This window comes from Hymenobacter glaciei, assembly GCF_039539585.1.
Classification (GTDB): domain Bacteria; phylum Bacteroidota; class Bacteroidia; order Cytophagales; family Hymenobacteraceae; genus Hymenobacter; species Hymenobacter glaciei.
This window is the reverse complement of the sequence record NZ_BAABDK010000003.1, coordinates 1-13,231: the sequence shown is the minus strand read 5'-3', so window position 1 is coordinate 13,231 and position 13,231 is coordinate 1. Positions and strand designations below refer to the sequence as shown.

The window sequence follows — 13,231 nt, the reverse complement described above, 5'->3', positions numbered from 1 at the left end:
CGGTCCAGCGCCTGTCATTTATTCCCCATTCCAAACCATGAAAAAGCTTTTGTTTCTCGGCCTGGTACTTACCAGCCTCCTCGCCACCACTTCCTGTTCCGACAACAAGGGCAACGCGGAAACCAGCACGGCGACTGGCTCGGCCACGGCCACGGACAGCGCCGCCACTCCCGGTTCCTCCAACAGTTCGGACGCATCCGCCGCAGTATACACCTGTTCCATGGACCCCGAAGTGGTGGCCAACCAGCCCGGCAAATGCCCGAAATGCGGCATGGACCTGGTCAAGAAATAGCGCCTGCCCGCAGATGGGCAGCCGCGCTTACGGGCGTCGCTAGTCAGCCTCAACTTCTCCCAACTCTTCCACATTCCCAACCCATAAAAAACCTCCTGTTTGCCCTGACCCTGCTGGCTACCATCGGCACCGCCGCCGCCAACGACGGCAAGCCCGGCAAAAAAGCCAAGAAAGGTGCCGCCGAAGTCAAAATGCAGTGCACTAAAGATGAGAAAGCCGGCGCCAGCTGCTGCGTGAAAAAAACTGCCACAGCCGCCGTCGTAGCGCCTGCCCCGGCGCTTGTGAAATAAGCCTCAGCACCGGCCCGGTCCCATAATAAAAAGCCCCGCTTGCGTAACGCAAGCGGGGCTTTTTATTTTACTATAGGTTATCCCAACGCCTGCGCGAAGTCAACTGGCGGCGTAATAATCGGCGTGCCCGTCACCAACTCACCAAACAGCGGATTAGCCGGCAACTCCTGCCCGCCGTTGCCGTCCGGCACCTGGTTAAACAATACCACTTCCTCACCGGGCGTACTCTGCGCCAAATGGTCGACCAACACTTCCTGCCCGCTGTTGGCGTGCAGGGCCTGCGTGAGCAGCGTGTAGGTGCTCACGTCCACGTTGTAAAGCTGGTTCAGCTCGTTCATCTGCGTAGCCGCGTCCTCAGCCGCACCGATGGCATCAGCCAGCAGTTGGGTGTAGCGCCGGGCTTTCTGGTCGGCTTTAGCGCGCAGCTTGATAGCGCGCTTCATGCGCCGCTTATATTGGGTTTGATAGGCCGTTAGTGGCATCGTAATCAAGAATAAGAAGATGAAAAGAAAAAGAAACGGCCGGCCGCTAGAGTGGCCGGCCGTTTCGGGCTTCACTGCCGTGGCTTAGGCCACGTACTCAATGGCCAGCGGGTTCGTACTGTTGTTGTTGAGCGGGTAGAACTTGCCATTAATCTGCTGGTAGAAGTTGATGCCCACCACGCCCACCACCAGGTTAGCGTCGGCCGGAGCCGCCGGGAAGGTGGCCACCACCGTCTGGTTCACCAGCGGCGCACCATTCAGCGGCAGGATGCCCAGCGGAGCTGCCACCACACCGTTGGTGAAGGTCAGCGCCTCCATGTCCAGGTCCGAAGCCGCGAACACCACCTCGAAGTGCGTAGCGCCTTGCGGAGCCGCAATGTCCGAAGCCGGGTTCAACGCCGGAATGCTCATCGTCACGTCCGCACCGTTGCCCGTCACCTCATAGGGGAAGTACATGGTTTGGCCGATGCCGGCGCCGATGTTGAAGTTGAAGCCGAGCAGGGGAGCCGAGTTCGAAGAATCGAACACGCGCTGGCCCCGGTCATTCGTGTCGTCGAGCCCGATGATGGCGCGCATGGCCTTGGTCAGGCGAGAAGCTAACCGGCTGTCACTGGCCGAGGCAATGGACACGCGCAACGAGTCACGCAGCAGCTTGCTGTACTTGGCCGACAAGCCGAATTCAGCCGCGTTTTCACGGGTACGGGCCAAGCTAGCCGAGCTAGCGAAGGCCGCTTTGTTAGAAGCAGGTTTTTGACGGACCGAGCCGTCTTTGGCGAACACAAGGCCACCCACGGTGCCTTGCAGTCCCAGGATGCCAGTTTGAGAGGCCATGAGATAAGGGGAGTAAAAAGTGAGATAAAGAACCCGGCTGCTTTCACTTGCGCGGCCTTGTTACCAGGTGCAGCCAACCCGGTAGCGCCGCTTGATTTCTGAATTGAAGGACCGCCATAGCTTCGGCGATACCGCTTGCCCTACACCGCATTTCCACAGCCCCAGCCCGGCGCGCTGCGCTGCCACTTGCTGCTGCGCCCGCCCGGCCACTGTGCGGTTGGGGTCAAAGGCCCAGGCCCACCCCCGCACGACCATAAGCGAATCCAGCGGGACCGCGCGGCCGGCCACGGCCACGGTCGCCGTCGGAATGAGCACCGCGCCCAATGTTCGCCCATACAAATCCAGGCCAGCTCGCGCCACCAGCACCACCCGCCCAGGCGTCAGCAGTCGTGCCACCGAGTCGGTCGCCTGCGACCCGAACGCTTGGTCCTGCTCCGGCGCGTCCACGCCCAGCAGCCGCAGCCGATAAGTCGTAGAACCCGACAGCATGATGTAGGTATCGGCGTCAATAACACGCACCACCCGGGCCGCTTCAGCAGCCAGCGCGGCGCGAGCCGTCAACGACAGCGGCGCACCCGTCTCGTGCTGGCTCGACAAACAGCCCACGGCCAGCGCCCCCGCCAGCCCCAGTCCTGCCACCCTCGAAACAAACCATTTGGCCTTCATTTCCCGAACCTACCGCCCGGTTTCAGCAGTTGTATCTTCGCTTGCCTCTTTTACCCCATTGTACCCCACTATGCCCCAGGTTTGCATCCACCCCAAGGAAGTGGCCCAGCTCACCGGCACCAAATACGGCACGGCCAAGGTCCTGCTGCAGCGCATCCGCGCCGAGCTCAACAAGCCCGCCCGGGCCTACGTCTCCGTCGCCGAGTTTTGCCAGTACACCCATCTCCCCGAAGAAGAGGTTTCCCGCGCCCTTAACGGAACGTCGGCGGCAGCCAACCAAGGCCAGCGCATCTAGCCGGCCTTCAACCGTAGCTCGAGTATAGCTGGAGGCACCTTTGCCCCGCCTTCATCCATTCCGTTCTGCAGTTCCTCAGCGGCCTGCCATCACACTAAAAAGGGCCGCCCCCGAAACGGAGACGACCCAAATGTCGAAAAGAAGCGTTTGGCAACTAATTCCCTCCGATATCCCGAAAGTAAAGCCAACAAAGCGAAAATGTGTAACCAGGGCAGCCTTTAAGCATTCAATCGGCACCAACTGTCCGATATTCTGTCCGACCTAAAAGCAAAAACCCCATTTCTGCTATAGAAATGGGGTTTTTCGTGGCAACAGTTGGAATCGAACCAACGACACCAGCATTTTCAGTGCTGTGCTCTACCAACTGAGCTATGTTGCCGTTTCCCCGAGGCGTCTTTAGGTTGCTTAGGGGACCGCAAAGGTACGAATCCAAAACAATGACGCAAGAAACCAAGTAAAAAAAGTGTCGGAGGCAGTGCTTTTTTCTAAAAAGTATTCGGCATGCCTACTATCTTGCAGCTCCTAACGTTCCCGCCTTACCTTTACCGCATGTTGCAATCCATCCTCTTTGCGCTGCTGCTCATCGCAGCCTTTGGCCTCTTCACCTGGCAGGTTCGGAAAATCCGGGCCAACATCCTCGTCGGTCGCGACCGCAACATGAGCGGTAATGCCGCCGAGCGGTTTCGCAAAACGCTGCTCGTGGCCTTCGGGCAGCAGAAAATGTTCAAGCGGATGACACCGGCCCTGCTGCACATGGTGGTGTACGTGGGCTTTCTGGTCATCAACATCGAGGTGATTGAGATTGTGATTGACGGCTTGTTCGGCAACATTTTCGGCTTTCATCGCGCGCTCAAATTCCTCGGACCGGTGTACGATGTGCTGATGGCCACCAACGAAATCCTGGCCGCGCTCGTGATTGTGGCCGTGGCCGCCTTCTGGTGGCGCCGCAACAGCAACCCGCCACTCAAGCGCTTCACCGGCCCCGAGCTGCGCCTGTGGCCCAAGCTCGATGCCAATGTCATTCTCTACATCGAAGTAGTGCTGATGGTCGCGTTGTTCTTCATGAACACCGCCGACCTGAAGCTGCACCAAATGGAAGGCCAGGACCTGCCGGGCACTTTCCCAATTAGCAACTTACTGGTGGGCTTGCTACCCACCAACGTGGCCACGCTCGAAGTACTGGAGCGCCTTGGCTGGTGGCTGCACATCATTGGCATCTTCCTGTTTTTGAACTACCTGCCCAGCTCGAAGCACTTCCACATCATCATGGCGTTTCCAAACGTGTGGTACTCGCGCCTCGTGCCGCAGGGCCAGTTTTCGAACGTGGAAAGCATTACCAACGAGGTGAAGGCGATGATGGACCCCAGCTTCGTGGTGCCGCCTGCTCCTACCGCACCCGACGGCTCGGCCCTGGCCCCCACGCCCTTTGGCGCGAAGGACGTGGATGACTTGCCCTGGACCAACCTGATGAATGCCTACTCCTGCACCGAGTGCGGCCGCTGCACCTCGGTGTGCCCGGCCAACCTGACGGGCAAGCTGCTTTCGCCGCGCAAAATCATCATGGACACGCGCGACCGAGTGGAGGAGAAGTATAACTCGCCGCTCATTTTCCGGCCCAACGTGTACGGCGAAGAAGCCAAGCACGAGCCCATCACCGACCTGATGGAAGCCACGCTGCTGCGCGGCAAGGTGACGCCCGAGGAGCTATGGGCCTGCACCACCTGCAACGCCTGCGTGGAAAGCTGCCCCGTGAACATCAACCCGCTGGAAAGCATCATCGAGATGCGCCGCTTCCTGGTGCTGGAAGAGTCGGCCGCGCCCAACTCACTGAACGTGATGTTCTCCAACATCGAAAACAACGGCGCCCCGTGGGCTTTCTCGCCGTCGGACCGGTTCAACTGGGCCGATGACTTGTTCGCAGCGGAGAAGTCCACGGTTACAGCCTAATAAAACGTCACGCAGAGCATTCTGCGCATCAAGCAGCGACGAAGCATCTCGCGTGCCCAGGGGACACCAACTACTGATTTACTGCTGCATGCGAGATGCTTCGCTGCGCTCTGCATGACGCTTTACACCATCTTGTTATGACTCCTGAAGCTCCCACCAAAAAGCAAATCAACGTTCCCGTTATGGCCGATTTGGCGGCCCGCAACGAGTCGCCCGAAATCCTGTTCTGGGTGGGCTGCGCCGGTGCGTTTGATGACCGGTACAAGCGTGTGACCCGCGCCTTCGTCCGCATTCTGGAGCACGTGGGCACCAAGTACGCGGTGCTGGGCCTGGAAGAAAGCTGCACCGGCGACCCCGCCAAGCGCGCCGGCAACGAGTTCCTGTTTCAGATGCAGGCCATGCAGAACATCACGACGATGAATGGCTATGGCATCAAGAAAATCGTAACCGCCTGCCCGCATTGCTTCAACACCATTAAGAACGAATACCCGGCCTTGGGCGGCGACTACGAGGTGATTCATCACAGCACCTATTTGCAGCAGCTCATCAACGAGGGCAAAGTAGGCGTGACCGGGGGCGAAAGCTTCAAGGGCCGCCGCATCACCTTCCACGACTCCTGCTACCTGGGTCGCGCCAATAACATCTACGAAGCTCCGCGCGATGTGCTGGCCGCCCTCGACGCTGACCTGGTGGAGATGAAGCGCAGCCGCGCCAACGGCTTGTGCTGCGGCGCGGGCGGCGCCCAGATGTGGAAAGAAGCCGAGCCCGGCAAAAAGGAAATCAACATCGAGCGCACCGAGGAAGCACTGGCTACCCTCGCCGGCAAAGCCGAAGCGCTGGCCAACCTGGGCGGCGTCGAAACCGAAACCAGCACCCCCGGGGCCCACGACCTGCAGGGCAGCATCATCGCCGTTTCGTGCCCCTTCTGCATGACGATGATGAGCGACGGCGTGAAAAACAAGGAGCAGGAAAGCAAGGTGCAGGTATTTGACCTGGCCGAGCTGGTAGCTTCGGCCGAGGGCATCAACGCCTAAACCATCGATTAATCGGATTATTCTACAGGTTACCCGCACTTTAGCTCTGCTATCCTCCGGTTGTGGCCGACCTTGCGCCGCCGTTCTGCTTTTGGGCAGAACGGCGGCGCAATTCTTACGCGGCACTTTTGTTGCCCGTAGGCTGGTCCAGCACTGCTTGCTGCAAGGCTGCGAAATTCTCCCAACCGCGAACACACCGACTAACCCGTGATTTATGCACGTTTCCTTTGACCAACTGCCCGCCACCGCCCGCGTATGGATTTACCAGGCCAGCCGTCCGTTCACCAGCGCGGAAACCGTGAGCATTCTTCCGCTGCTGGCCCAGTTTGCGGAGCATTGGACCAGCCACGGCCGCAACCTGTTGGCCTCGGCTGAGGTGTTGCACCAGTACTTCCTGGTGCTGGGGCTCGACGAGGCCGTGGCGGGAGCCAGCGGTTGCTCCATTGATGCCTCGGTGCGGTTTGTGGCGCAGCTGGAGCAGCACCTGGGGCTGGAGCTGCTGGAGAAGTCGCGGCTGGCTTTTATGCAAAATGGGGCAGTGCACCTGCTGGAGCGGCGCGAGCTGAAGGCTGCTACGGCAAGCGGAGCCGTAACCCCCGACACCTTATATTTTGACAATACCTTAGCCACTAAAGGCGAGCTGGATACCCTGTGGCCCCGCCCGGCAGGCCAAACGTGGCTGGCCCGCTATTTTGAAACGTTCGAAAAAAACCCGGGGCTGGCTTGAATCCTACGCAAACGTAGTATTATTGCTAACAGAAAGTTTTTGTGCCGGAACCCCCCTTTTCGGTCGCCCCTCGCCACCCCTCCTCCCCGACCACCTATGAATAAACTTTTTATCATCTGCGTCGCGGCTGGCGCGGCCGCGGCGATGAGCGGCTGCGCGACTTCGGGCAGTATCAAGGGCGACAAACAGTTTGCCCGCGGCCAGTACGAGTTGGCCATTCCGCTTTACAAGGCCGAAGTGGCCAAGGGCCAGAATGCGGCCATCATCAACTACCGCATCGGCGAATCTTACCGGCTTTCGAACCGGGTAGAGCTGGCCGAGCCTTTCTACAAAGAAGCGCTCGACGGCAAAGTGAAGAATGCCGACGCGGGCTTCCACTACGCGGAGGCCTTGCGCGCCAATGGCAAGTACGACGAAGCGGCTGCCCAGTTTGCCACCTACGCCACCAGCGGCGGCAACCGCACCCTTGCCGCCCGCGCCGATGCCGAAAGCAAGAATGCCGTGGCCAGCAAGGAAGTTGCGGCCATTAAAAATGCCTACGAGGTGATGGCCGTGGACGCGCTGAACTCGCCCAGCTCCGACTTTGGCGGCACCCTGATGGCCAGCACCGGCGAGCTGGTGTTTGCCTCGGGCCGCGACAACCAAAAGAAGTTTCTGGGCAACGGCGAAAGCTATACCGACCTCTACGCCATCAAGTTTGACAACGCGGCGGCCATGACCGGCGGCACTGCCCGCAAGCTCGAAGGCCCTTTCAACTCCGAAAACCGGCTCGAAGCCAGCGCTACCTACACGCCCGACGGCACGACGATGGTATTTGCCCGCTCGAACACCGGCAAGAAGAACGACTATCGCGGCCCCGATGGCAGCAAAACAACCCTGCAAAGCGTCGACCTGTGGATTTCGTACTACAAGGCCGGGGCCTGGAGCGAACCCGTGCTGGCTAACATCAACGACCGCACCGCCGATGATTTCTCGCCGGCTTTTGCCCCCGATGGCACTACGCTGTATTTCGCATCGAGCCGCAAGGGCGGGCAGGGCGGCAACGACCTGTACCGTTCCACGCTGGCCCCGAACGGCCGCTTTTCGCCCGCCGAAAACCTGGGCGAAACCATCAACTCGGCCGGCAACGACAACTTTCCCGGGGTAGCCCCCGACGGCACGCTGTACTTCGCGTCGGACGGGTGGCCCGGTTTGGGCAAACTCGACATCTTCGCGGTGAAAGGCGGCAAGCCCATGAACCTGGGCGCCGACGTGAACACCCCCGCCGACGACTTTGCCCCCGTGCCCGTAACCAACGACACGGGCCTGTTCAGCTCGAACCGCGCCGGCGGCAAGGGCTCCGACGACGAGTACATGTACAAGAAGAAGGCCCTGAAACTGGTGACCTTCTACGCCGACGGCACGGTGCTGGAGCGCGACGACAAAGCTAAAACCACCCTGCCCATCGCCGGCGCAACCGTGACGGTGACCAGCGCCAACGGCCAGCGCCAGATTGCCACCAGCGGCCCCGACGGCAAATTCAGCGTGAAGCTGGACTCGGTGACGAACTACTCGTTTATTGCTGAGCGGCCCGGCGACTTTGCCGCCCGCACCAGCCTGAGCACCAGCGGCCGCAAGCCCAGCCAGGCCCAGCTGCCCAACCCAATGAACGACGTGAAGCTGCCGGTGTCGCTCACGCTCAACAAAATCATCCTGGCCAAGGCCATTGAGGTGAAGGACATTCTCTACGACTACAACAAGTTCGACATCCGTTCCGATGCCGCCATTCGCCTCGATACGCTGGTGCAGACGCTGGTGGACAACCCCAAAATCAGCATCGAGCTGAGCTCGCACACCGACCAGCGCGGCAAGGACGCGTACAACCTCAAGCTCTCGCAGCAGCGTGCCCAGGCCGCCGTCGATTATATCGTGAGCAAGGGCATTGACAAGGCGCGCATCACGGCCAAGGGCTACGGCGAAACCCGCCCCGTTGTGCTGAAGCCGACGAGCGAAGAAGAATACCAGCGCAACCGCCGCACCGAGTTCAAGGTGACCAGGGTAGCTAATTAGCTAGCTTAGCTTAACCTCGGCATGAAACGCCCCCGCAACGCGAGTTGTGGGGGCGTTTTGCATTGGTTGCAGCTTTGCGCGAACGTGGCACAGGTTTTGGAATCAGGGTTTTCGGCCGGAGTTCCCGGCCGAAACTTTTCTTTGCAAGCCATGAAAAAGGCGCTACTTCTGGGTTTAATGGGTTGGCTGCTGGCCGCCGCTCCCGTGCTGGCTCATCCGCCGGTACCGGCCAATGTAAACTTCACTTCGGAGCACGGTGTACCCTTTGGGCTGGTGCTCGACGGGCGTCCCCTCACGCGAGGCGTGGCCCGGCAGGTGCACGTCGACCAGCTGCAGCCCGGCGCGCATTGGGCCGAATTCACCGTGCCTACTTCCTACGGCGGGGCGGTACGTTTCCGGAGCCGCGTGTGGCTGCAGCCCGGCCTCGAAACCTCGTTTGTGCTGCTGGCTCGCCCGGGCCGCCCCCTCGACCTGCGCCAGGTGAGCGCCGTGGCCGTGTATGGCCGGGGCCGGGGCTATGGCAATAGCTATGGCTACTCCAACTCTCCGCAGCCCTACAACTCGCCTTCTCGCTATGGGCAGGGCCCGAGCGGCTACCCAGCGCCGCAGGGCGGTTACGGCCCGGGTCAGACCGGCTCAACTGGTAGCTACCCGAATGGTGGCAATAACAACTATCCTGGCAGTGGCAGCAACGGCAACTACCCCAACAACGGTAGCGGCTATCCCGGCGGTAACAGCCAGGGCGGTTACCAGAATGGCGGTAACGGTCAGAGTGGTTACCCCAACGGCAACAACGGTAATACTGGCAACAACGGCCAAGGCGGCTACTACCCTGGCACCGCCACGAGCAGCTACCGCACCCTGCCCCCGCAGGAACTGAATGGCTTGGTACAAGCTGTGCAGCGCCAGCGCTTCGATGCTGACAAGCTGCGCACTGCCAAGGAAGCACTCGCCCAAAGCGCCCTGCCTACCGACGACCTGAAGCGCCTGCTGCTGACCCTGGATTTTGAGCCTTCGCGCCTGGAGCTAGCCAAGTTTGGCTACGACCACGTAACCGACCCGCAGAACTTCGAGCGAGTGTATGATGCATTCAACTTCGAGGCCAGCAAGCAGGAGTTGGACGAGGCCATTAATGAGGAACCGGAGAACTGATTCCTTCGCTAATAACAAAAAAGGCGGCTGTCGTTATCGACAGCCGCCTTTTTGTTTGATTGGGAAGAGGGCTTAGCGCAGGCGGTCGGCGCTGCGTACCAGCTGCTCGTCGCGGCGGATGAACCGGTTGGCCAGCAGGTTCAGCACCAGGGCCAGGGTGGGCAGGTAGAAGGCAATCATAATCTCGCCTTCGAGCTTGATGTTGAGCAGCTGCTCGCCTTTGGTGTAAAACAGAAATTCGGCCCCGAGCGTGGCCGTTATCAGGAGCAGGTTGACGGTGCCCAGCAGCAGCTGGCGCAGGCGATGGCGAAACTGGAAAATCTCATAAATAGCCAGTACAGCCGAAGCTGCTGCCAGCGAGCCTATCAGCCACACCGGGCCTCCGTTGGCGGGCAGGTTCACGCCCTTGCTCACGTAGCCGAAGGCAGTGAGGGTGAGCTCCTGGTTCGTTAGAGGGTCGATTTTGTGCCACAGAGGTAGCGCCAGCAGGCTGAGCATGGCCAGGGCCAGCAACAGTAAAAACACGCTTTGGATTCTTTGTATCATCTTTGTTGTAGTAAAGGAATAGGCCCGGGCTTGTACCGGGGCCACAAATTTAGTCCCATCCGGCGCTTGCGTCGCTATTGATACCACCTAATGCCGAATGCTTATATCGTGGATGCCGTGCGCACCCCGATTGGAAAATTTGGCGGCGCGCTCAGCAGCGTCCGCCCCGACGATTTGGCCGCCCACGTCCTGCGGGAACTGATGCGCCGCAACCCTTCCGTTGATAAAGCCGCGATTGAGGACGTTATCATCGGCGCCGCCAACCAAGCCGGCGAAGACAACCGCAACGTAGCCCGCATGGCCGCGCTACTGGCCGGCTTGCCCACCACAGTGCCCGGCAGCACGGTAAACCGCCTCTGCGCCTCGGGGCTGCAGAGCATCATGGATGCTGCCCGCGCCATAAAGTGCGGCGAGGGCGACGTGTACCTGGCCGGCGGAGCCGAGAGCATGACCCGCGCCCCGTTTGTGATGGCCAAGTCGGAGTCGGCCTTCGGGCGCGAGCTTACGGCCCACGACACCACCCTGGGCTGGCGCTTCATCAACCCCAAGCTGAGCAAGCTGTACTACCCCTTCGCCATGGGCCAGACGGCCGAGAACGTGGCCAAGCAGTACGGCATCACCCGCGAGGAGCAGGATTTTTTCGCCTTCGAGAGCCAACGCAAATATGCCCGGGCTCTGGAGAAAGGCCGGTTCCGCAAGGAGATTGTGCCGGTGTTCATGCCTAACCCAAAGGGCGACACGGCCCTGTTTGATGCCGACGAGCAGCCCCGCTTCTCGCCCATCGAGAAGCTGGCAAGCCTCAAACCCGCCTTCCAACCCGAGGGTGGTACGGTAACGGCAGGCAACTCGGCGGGCATCAACGACGGGGCTTCGGCCGTGCTGATGGTGAGCGAGGAGGCCCTGAAACGCTACAACCTGAAACCGTTGGCGCGGGTAGTGGCCTCGGCCGTGGCCGGCGTCGACCCGTCGGTGATGGGCCTGGGCCCGATTCCGGCTACCCAGAAGGTGCTGCAGCGGGCCGGCCTCACCATCGCCGACATTGACTTGATTGAACTCAACGAAGCTTTCGCCGCTCAGAGCATTGCCTGCGTGCGCGAGCTGGGCCTCGACATGGCCAAGGTGAACGTGAACGGCGGCAGCATTGCCATGGGCCACCCGCTGGGCAGCTCGGGTGCCCGCATCACGGCCACGCTGCTGCACGAGATGCACCGCCGCGGCGAAGGCATGCGCTACGGCCTGGCCACCATGTGCGTGGGCGTGGGCCAGGGCGCTGCCGTGATTTACGAGAAGCTGTAGGGAAGGGGGCAACAGTTGTAGGGGCGGGGCTTGCCCCCGCCCGCCGTGCGCGCCGTTCCAACGGTGGTGCAACGGCGGGCGGGGACAAGCCCCGCCCCTACTCATTTACACCACCACCACCTTCTCAGGCTTGGGGGCTTGCAGCAGGCCCACGCGGAAGTAGGCGGCGGCGCGGGCCGCGGCGCGCGGGAACTGGGCGGCTACCAGCCCCAGCGTGACTGTTACCATTGGCAGCGGCCCCATTGGGCTAGGTCTGGCTCGGCCGAACGACTGAGTAGCGCGGGCCACGTGGTGCGCGGCCTAGAGCAGTTTCGGAGTCAGTGGATGTAGGGGCGGGGCTTGCCCCCGCCCGGACGTTGACGCCCGTTGACCGGTTCCGTTCAACGACGGGCGGGGACAAGCCCCGCCCCTACATCGTTTAGGCTGTATACTGACCACGAAACCGCTCTAACCGCAAACAGCTCAAGCTTCAAAGCCAACACTGCAGGGCTGGTTTAAGGTGTATATACCTTACGGCGGCCCAGGGGCACCAGGCACCATGGCCCAGCGCATGGTGGATTGAGGCAAAAAGCGGCGCGAACAACGACGAATTAAATATTCAAGTTATTATGTAATTTGTGCGACCCGGCCCGGCTATATAAGCGGGGTCGGGTCGTTTGCTTTTGCACTTCGCTTCAGCTCCCTTATCCGCCCATGAAACACGTTTCCGCACCTTCATTTCCTCAAGCACCGCTTTTGGCTTGCGCCCGGCGCGGCGCCTTGCTGCTCGTGTTGGGCATCTCATTACCTGCCGCTCATGGCCAAAGCTTCGGCGCTTTCAGCTCTTACCCGACTGGTGGAACGGGGCAATACGCCATTGCCATGGGCGATGTAACCGGCGATGGCCTGACGGATATCGTCACCGTCAGTTTCGACAATACCACGGCTTCGGTGCTGGCGGGGCTGGTCGGGGGCGGCTTTGCATCAGCCGTTAACTACGCCACAGCTCCCAACAATGCGCCGACGGCTTCGGGAGGGGCGCCCCAGGGGGTTGCCTTGGGCGACGTGAATGGCGATGGCCGGCGTGATATCGTGGTGGCCAACACCTTTGCCAGTAACGTGGGCGTGCTGCTAAGCCTGGCCGGGGGAGGCTTCGCGCCTTACAGCACCTACAGTACCGGAGCCAACAGCGCCCCCCGCGGCGTGGCCCTCGGCGACGTGAATGGGGATGGCCGCCTCGACATCGTTACGGCCAACGGGAATACGGGCACTGTGGGCGTGCTGCTGGGCGTAGCCGCCGGAGGCTTTGGGGCCGCCAGTGCATATGCCGCCGGCCTCAATAGCGGCAGCACCGTTACCATCCCCTACGGCGTAGCGCTGGGCGATGTGAACGGCGATGGTCGACTGGACATTGTTTCGGCCAACGACGCCGGCAACAACGTGGGGGTGCTGCTGGGGCTGGCTGCGGGCGGCTTCGCGCCGTTCGTGAACTACTCCACCGGAACGAATAGCTCGCCCACCCGGGTGGCAGTGGGCGACGTGAATGGGGACGGTCGGCTCGACATTGTTACGGCCAATGTTAGAGCAGATTCGCAGTCATTGTACATGATAGCCGCAGTGGTGAAACCAGTTTTGGGCGTCGTCT

Annotated in this window: 14 protein-coding genes and 1 tRNA gene; 9 read left to right on the top strand and 6 right to left on the bottom strand. The window is 61.0% G+C overall.

The window, feature by feature from the left end:
• Positions 1-37: 37 nt before the first annotated feature.
• Positions 38-292, top strand: coding sequence for a heavy metal-binding domain-containing protein (locus ABD837_RS02970; RefSeq protein WP_345050101.1), 255 nt, complete (start codon positions 38-40; stop codon positions 290-292).
• 367 nt (positions 293-659) lie between these two features.
• Here ABD837_RS02970 and ABD837_RS02965 read toward each other — a convergent pair whose 3' ends face one another.
• The 3 genes from ABD837_RS02965 to ABD837_RS02955 form a co-directional block, all read right to left on the bottom strand.
• On the bottom strand, positions 660-1,025 hold the full coding sequence (locus ABD837_RS02965; RefSeq protein ID WP_345050099.1) for a hypothetical protein: 366 nt from the start codon (positions 1,023-1,025) through the stop codon (positions 660-662).
• Between the two features lie 123 nt (positions 1,026-1,148).
• The gene (locus tag ABD837_RS02960; RefSeq protein ID WP_345050096.1) at positions 1,149-1,895 is read right to left on the bottom strand and encodes a hypothetical protein; all 747 of its coding nucleotides are present in this window, start codon (positions 1,893-1,895) and stop codon (positions 1,149-1,151) included.
• A gap of 60 nt (positions 1,896-1,955) precedes the next feature.
• Positions 1,956-2,561 carry a thermonuclease family protein gene (locus tag ABD837_RS02955; protein WP_345050094.1) on the bottom strand — a complete coding sequence of 202 codons (606 nt, stop codon included), beginning with the start codon at positions 2,559-2,561 and terminating at the stop codon, positions 1,956-1,958.
• A gap of 70 nt (positions 2,562-2,631) precedes the next feature.
• Here ABD837_RS02955 and ABD837_RS02950 point away from each other — a divergent pair, with 70 nt between their 5' ends.
• Complete coding sequence (locus ABD837_RS02950) at positions 2,632-2,856, top strand: hypothetical protein (RefSeq protein WP_345050092.1); 225 nt, start codon at positions 2,632-2,634, stop codon at positions 2,854-2,856.
• Between the two features lie 306 nt (positions 2,857-3,162).
• Here the strand turns inward: ABD837_RS02950 and ABD837_RS02945 are convergent.
• Positions 3,163-3,235: transfer RNA gene (locus tag ABD837_RS02945), tRNA-Phe, on the bottom strand.
• A 170-nt stretch (positions 3,236-3,405) separates the two neighbouring features.
• Between ABD837_RS02945 and ABD837_RS02940 the strand changes: the two genes are divergently transcribed.
• The 5 genes from ABD837_RS02940 to ABD837_RS02920 all read left to right on the top strand — a co-directional run bounded on the left by ABD837_RS02940 (position 3,406) and on the right by ABD837_RS02920 (position 9,765).
• Positions 3,406-4,803: a 4Fe-4S dicluster domain-containing protein gene (locus ABD837_RS02940; protein ID WP_345050089.1), complete on the top strand. Its 1,398-nt coding sequence runs from the start codon at positions 3,406-3,408 to the stop codon at positions 4,801-4,803.
• A gap of 182 nt (positions 4,804-4,985) precedes the next feature.
• On the top strand, positions 4,986-5,837 hold the full coding sequence (locus ABD837_RS02935) for a (Fe-S)-binding protein (RefSeq protein WP_345050256.1): 852 nt from the start codon (positions 4,986-4,988) through the stop codon (positions 5,835-5,837).
• Positions 5,838-6,051: 214 nt separating this feature from the next.
• Complete coding sequence (locus ABD837_RS02930) at positions 6,052-6,564, top strand: hypothetical protein (RefSeq protein WP_345050087.1); 513 nt, start codon at positions 6,052-6,054, stop codon at positions 6,562-6,564.
• Positions 6,565-6,660: 96 nt separating this feature from the next.
• Positions 6,661-8,613, top strand: a complete 1,953-nt coding sequence (locus ABD837_RS02925) for a CHU_0125 family OmpA-like outer membrane integrity protein (RefSeq protein ID WP_345050084.1) — start codon at positions 6,661-6,663, stop codon at positions 8,611-8,613.
• Positions 8,614-8,763: 150 nt separating this feature from the next.
• Entirely contained in the window at positions 8,764-9,765 is a 1,002-nt protein-coding gene (locus tag ABD837_RS02920; protein ID WP_345050082.1) for a proline and serine-rich protein 1 family protein, read from the top strand.
• A 72-nt stretch (positions 9,766-9,837) separates the two neighbouring features.
• On the opposite strand, the gene ABD837_RS02915 is transcribed toward ABD837_RS02920, so the two are convergent.
• Entirely contained in the window at positions 9,838-10,311 is a 474-nt protein-coding gene (locus tag ABD837_RS02915) for a DUF4293 family protein (protein ID WP_345050080.1), read from the bottom strand.
• A 90-nt stretch (positions 10,312-10,401) separates the two neighbouring features.
• Between ABD837_RS02915 and ABD837_RS02910 the strand changes: the two genes are divergently transcribed.
• The gene (locus ABD837_RS02910; protein WP_345050077.1) at positions 10,402-11,607 is read left to right on the top strand and encodes a thiolase family protein; all 1,206 of its coding nucleotides are present in this window, start codon (positions 10,402-10,404) and stop codon (positions 11,605-11,607) included.
• A 105-nt stretch (positions 11,608-11,712) separates the two neighbouring features.
• On the opposite strand, the gene ABD837_RS02905 is transcribed toward ABD837_RS02910, so the two are convergent.
• Positions 11,713-11,850 carry a hypothetical protein gene (locus ABD837_RS02905; protein ID WP_345050075.1) on the bottom strand — a complete coding sequence of 46 codons (138 nt, stop codon included), beginning with the start codon at positions 11,848-11,850 and terminating at the stop codon, positions 11,713-11,715.
• 450 nt (positions 11,851-12,300) lie between these two features.
• Between ABD837_RS02905 and ABD837_RS02900 the strand changes: the two genes are divergently transcribed.
• Positions 12,301-13,231 (top strand): FG-GAP repeat domain-containing protein (locus tag ABD837_RS02900; RefSeq protein ID WP_345050073.1); only part of this gene is annotated, 931 nt, incomplete at its 3' end.